Source organism: Pseudomonas agronomica (assembly GCF_025917275.1).
Lineage (GTDB): Bacteria > Pseudomonadota > Gammaproteobacteria > Pseudomonadales > Pseudomonadaceae > Aquipseudomonas > Aquipseudomonas agronomica.
Genome location: NZ_JAOSHO010000438.1, coordinates 1 through 4,195, shown reverse-complemented (window position 1 = coordinate 4,195; position 4,195 = coordinate 1). Strand labels below are relative to the sequence as shown.

The 4,195-nt window shown below is 62.8% G+C and carries 4 protein-coding genes; 1 reads left to right on the top strand and 3 read right to left on the bottom strand.

Translation table 11 applies throughout. The annotated features are described in order from the left end of the window. Positions 1 to 44: 44 nt before the first annotated feature. Genes OC610_RS22240 through OC610_RS22230 form a run of 3 tightly spaced genes read right to left on the bottom strand, consistent with a single transcriptional unit; the run spans position 45 to position 1,902 of the window. Positions 45 to 587, bottom strand: a complete 543-nt coding sequence (locus tag OC610_RS22240; RefSeq protein WP_264430798.1) for a DUF2937 family protein — start codon at positions 585 to 587, stop codon at positions 45 to 47. Between the two features lie 12 nt (positions 588 to 599). After that, positions 600 to 1,376, bottom strand: coding sequence for a class II glutamine amidotransferase (locus OC610_RS22235; RefSeq protein ID WP_264430796.1), 777 nt, complete (start codon positions 1,374 to 1,376; stop codon positions 600 to 602). Between the two features lie 31 nt (positions 1,377 to 1,407). Beyond that, a complete protein-coding gene (locus OC610_RS22230) occupies positions 1,408 to 1,902 on the bottom strand; it encodes an MFS transporter (protein ID WP_264430795.1) in 495 nt (164 codons plus the stop codon). Positions 1,903 to 2,060: 158 nt separating this feature from the next. Here OC610_RS22230 and OC610_RS22225 point away from each other — a divergent pair, with 158 nt between their 5' ends. Then, positions 2,061 to 4,115, top strand: coding sequence for a S9 family peptidase (locus OC610_RS22225; RefSeq protein ID WP_264430794.1), 2,055 nt, complete (start codon positions 2,061 to 2,063; stop codon positions 4,113 to 4,115). Positions 4,116 to 4,195 lie beyond the last annotated feature (80 nt).

The window sequence follows — 4,195 nt, the reverse complement described above, 5'->3', positions numbered from 1 at the left end:
GGGAGCAAGCTCCCTCGCCACAGGAAGCTCACTGAACAATCGAGTCAGAGCCCGCGCAGGTCACGCTCTTCAATCGGCCGGCTCTGGCGCAAGCGCTTGCCGCCCAGCACCACCCAGTCGATCAGGCGGAACAGGCATTCCAGGCCGAACGACAGCAACATCGCGCCGCTGATGCCCCAGATCATCGCTTCCGGGGTCAGCAGGATCTGGTAGCTGTAGCCGTTCCAGGTTTCCTTGCGAATATCCGGATCGGCCGCCAGCGCCACTTGCAGCAAGCGGATGTACCACGGGCCTTGCATCGCCTGGAACTGCTTGTCCAGCGCCTGCTGGCGCACGAGCAAGATGTTCAGGCTGTCGGCATCGCTGCGAAAGATCGGGTCTTCGCTGGCGCGGTAATGGGCCACCAGGGCCTGCATGTCGCCCTTGAAGAATTGATTGGCGGTGCCCTGGAAACCTTGCAGGCCGGTTTGCGCCTCGATCAGGTGCGCCTCGACCCGCTTGGCGTAATCATTGATGAAACCCGGCACCTGGACCCCGACCAGCAGGCCCACCGCGAACAACACCAGCCGTAGATAACTGAGCAACATAACGTGACGTCCTTATTCGGTGCGGCCATGGCTGACGCATTCACCGCGTCGCCACAGGCTCCATTGACCCGGTTCGTAGCGGGTCCAGGTTTCGTTTTCGGTCAAGGGTTCGGTGGCGATCACCGTGACCACATCGTTGGGGGTGGTTTCAGCCTGGAAATCCACGATGACGTCGACATCCTTGAGCCGCGCCGGGCCGAACGGCGCGCGTCGGGTGATCTGGGCCAGTTTGGTCGAGCAATAGCAGAACAGCCAGTCGCCATCGCTGAGCAGGCAATTGAACACGCCTTTGCTGCGGTATTCGCTGCAAGCAGCGATCAACGAAGGCAACAATTGCTCCACGTCCACCGGTTCGGGGAAGGCCTGGCGCACGCGGTTCAGCAAATCACAGAACGCCGCTTCGCTGTCGGTGTCGCCCACCGGGCGGTAGAAGCTTGCGCCCGGCTGGAAGTCGGCGAGTTGGCCGTTGTGGGCAAAGCACCAGTTGCGGCCCCACAATTCGCGTACGAACGGGTGGGTATTGGACAGGCAGACCTTGCCGACATTGGCCTGGCGGATGTGGCCGATGACCACTTCGCTCTTGATCGGATAGCGCTGCACCAGGTTCGCCACTTCCGACTCGCTGCTCGCGGCCGGGTCCTGGAACAGGCGCAGGCCACGGCCTTCGTAGAAGGCGATGCCCCAGCCGTCACGGTGCGGCCCGGTCTTGCCGCCGCGCTGCATCAGCCCGGTGAAGCTGAACACGATGTCGGTCGGCACATTGGCGCTCATGCCCAATAATTCACACATGCTCGAACCCTCGATTGATGGGGCAGCCCGGCTACAGGCGTGGTTCGATTCGCGAACGCTGGGGATTGCTCGGTACGGGGGGCCGACCGTAACGGTCGTCGCCGGCCACACCGAACGGCGGCTCGTCATCAGGCTCCGCAGCGGCGGCGGCTTTTGCGGCGGCCGCCCGCTCCTTGCGAGCGTTGGCAGCGCGCTCGATGGGGAAACGGATCAGCACGAAAATCAGATAAAGGCCGAACGCGATCATGCCGTACATCAGCAGATCGGACGCCGCGCGCCAGATGTTGTTGCCGACCTTGAACAATACGTCCAGGGCGGCGATGGCCAGCGCCGGGGCAAACTTTTCCTTCACCGGGTCCACGATGGTGGGGCTCAACAGCAGCACCGCCATCAGCAGCCGCAGCGGCTCGCGCAACCAGCGCCACATGAAGCGGGTCATGCGCATCCAAACCAGGAGGCAGCCCAGGGCGGCAAAGGCGTACAAGCCCCAGGCAATCAGATAATCGTTCTCGGTCATGGTGTCCATGGCAAGGCAGGCAAAGAGGCGCTTATAGTAACGGCTTTTCGCTCGTCAGGCTGCCCCGGCGTCTGCGACTGGCTCATGCGGTCAAATTTCCAATTCGACGACCGAACCGACGCTGCACGCCACTTGTCCCTTTTCGTATTACGCTCGAGAGTTTTTCCATGCCCCTATCTGCCCACATCTGCGACGCCCCGATTGCCCGCAAGGACCCCGGCGTCGACCCGTATGCCTGGCTGCAGGAGCGCGACACCGATGCCGTGCTCGAATACCTCAAGGCTGAAAACAGCTACCAGCAAGCCCGACTCGCCGACCAGGCCGAACTGCGCGAAACGCTGTTCCAGGAAATCAAGGGGCGGATCCTCGAGACCGACCTGTCCCTGCCCTCCCCCTGGGGCCCGTACTTGTATTACACGCGCACCACGGCCGGCGACGAATATCCGCGTCACTATCGCTGCCCACGTCCGGCCGATGACAGCCTGACCGTCGATGAAAGCCGTGAGCAACTGCTGCTGGACCCGAACGCGCTGGCCGGCGGTGGATTCTTTGCCCTGGGCGCGTTCAGCATCAGCCCGGATCACCAGCGCCTGGCCTACAGCCTGGACACCACTGGCGATGAGATCTACACGCTGTTCGTGAAGGAATTGTCCAACGACAAGGTCAGCGAACTGTCCTTCGAAAACTGCGACGGCAGCATGACCTGGGCCAACGACAGCCTGACGCTGTTCTTTGGCGAACTGGACGACACCCATCGCCCCCACAAGTTGTTCCGCTATCGCTTGGATGGCACTGCCGCCGAAGAAGTCTTCCACGAGCCGGACGGGCGTTTTTTCCTGCACTGCTACCGCTCAAGCTCGGAGCGCCAGCTGATCCTGTCCCTGGGCAGCAAGACCACCAGCGAGGTCTGGGTGCTCGACGCGGCGCAACCGCAGCAGTCGTTTACCTGCGTGGCGCCACGGGTAGAGGATCATGAATACGATATCGACCACGGCCTGCTCGACGGCGAATGGACCTGGTTCATTCGCAGCAACCGCGACGGCATCAACTTCGCGCTGTACCAGGCGGCCGACACAGGTGAGGCGCCGATCGAGGCTGACTGGCAGAACCTGATCCCCCACAGCGACACGGTGATGATCGACGGCCTGAGCCTCAATGCAACCGCCATGACGCTGAGCCTGCGCGAAGGTGGCTTGCCGATCATCGAAGTTCACCCACAGGGTTTGCCGACATATCGGGTGCAATTGCCGGACGCGGCCTACAGCCTGCACGTACAGAACAGCCTGGAATTCGTCAGTGAGCGCATCCGCCTGCGCTACGAGGCGCTGAATCGCCCGGCGCAGATCCGCCAACTGGACCTGGCCAGCGGCGATCAGGTCGTGCTCAAGCAAACGCCGGTGCTGGGCCCGTTCGATGCCGACGCCTACGTCAGCCAGCGACTCTGGGCCACGGCGCCGGACGGTACACAGGTGCCCATCAGCCTGGTGGTCAAGCGAGAATCCCTCGGCAAACCCGTGCCGCTGTACCTGTACGGCTACGGCGCCTATGGCGAAAGCCTGGACCCGTGGTTTTCCCATTCGCGGCTGAGCCTGCTGGACCGCGGCGTGGCGTTCGCCATCGCCCATGTGCGCGGTGGCGGTGAACTGGGCGAAGCCTGGTATCGCGCCGGCAAGCAGGCGCACAAGCACAACACCTTCAGCGACTTCATTGCCTGCGCCGAACACCTGATCGCCAAGGGCTTGACCACCGCCGACCAGTTGGCGATCAGTGGCGGCAGCGCCGGTGGCCTGTTGATCGGCGCCGTGCTCAACCAGCGCCCGGAGCTGTTCAAGGTCGCGATCGCGGAAGTGCCGTTTGTCGATGTGCTCAACACCATGCTCGACCCAGAGCTGCCATTGACCGTGACCGAATACGACGAATGGGGCAATCCCGAGGAGCCGGACGTCTATGATCGGATCAGGGCCTACGCCCCGTACGAAAACGTCCGCGCCCAGGCGTACCCGGCGATGCTGGTGATCGCCGGCTACAACGACAGCCGCGTGCAGTATTGGGAAGCGGCCAAATGGGTCGCGAAGCTGCGGGCCACCAAGACCGATGACAATCCGCTGCTGCTCAAGACCGAACTGGGCGCCGGCCACGGGGGCATGAGCGGCCGCTACCAGGGATTGCGTGACGTAGCACTCGAATATGCGTTTGTGTTGAAGATTTTGGGAGTGGCCTGAGGAACTCTGTGGGATGGCTGGGTCTTAGCTGCATAGCTGGCTCGACGGGAACAAAATGTGGGAGCGAGCCTGCTCGCGAA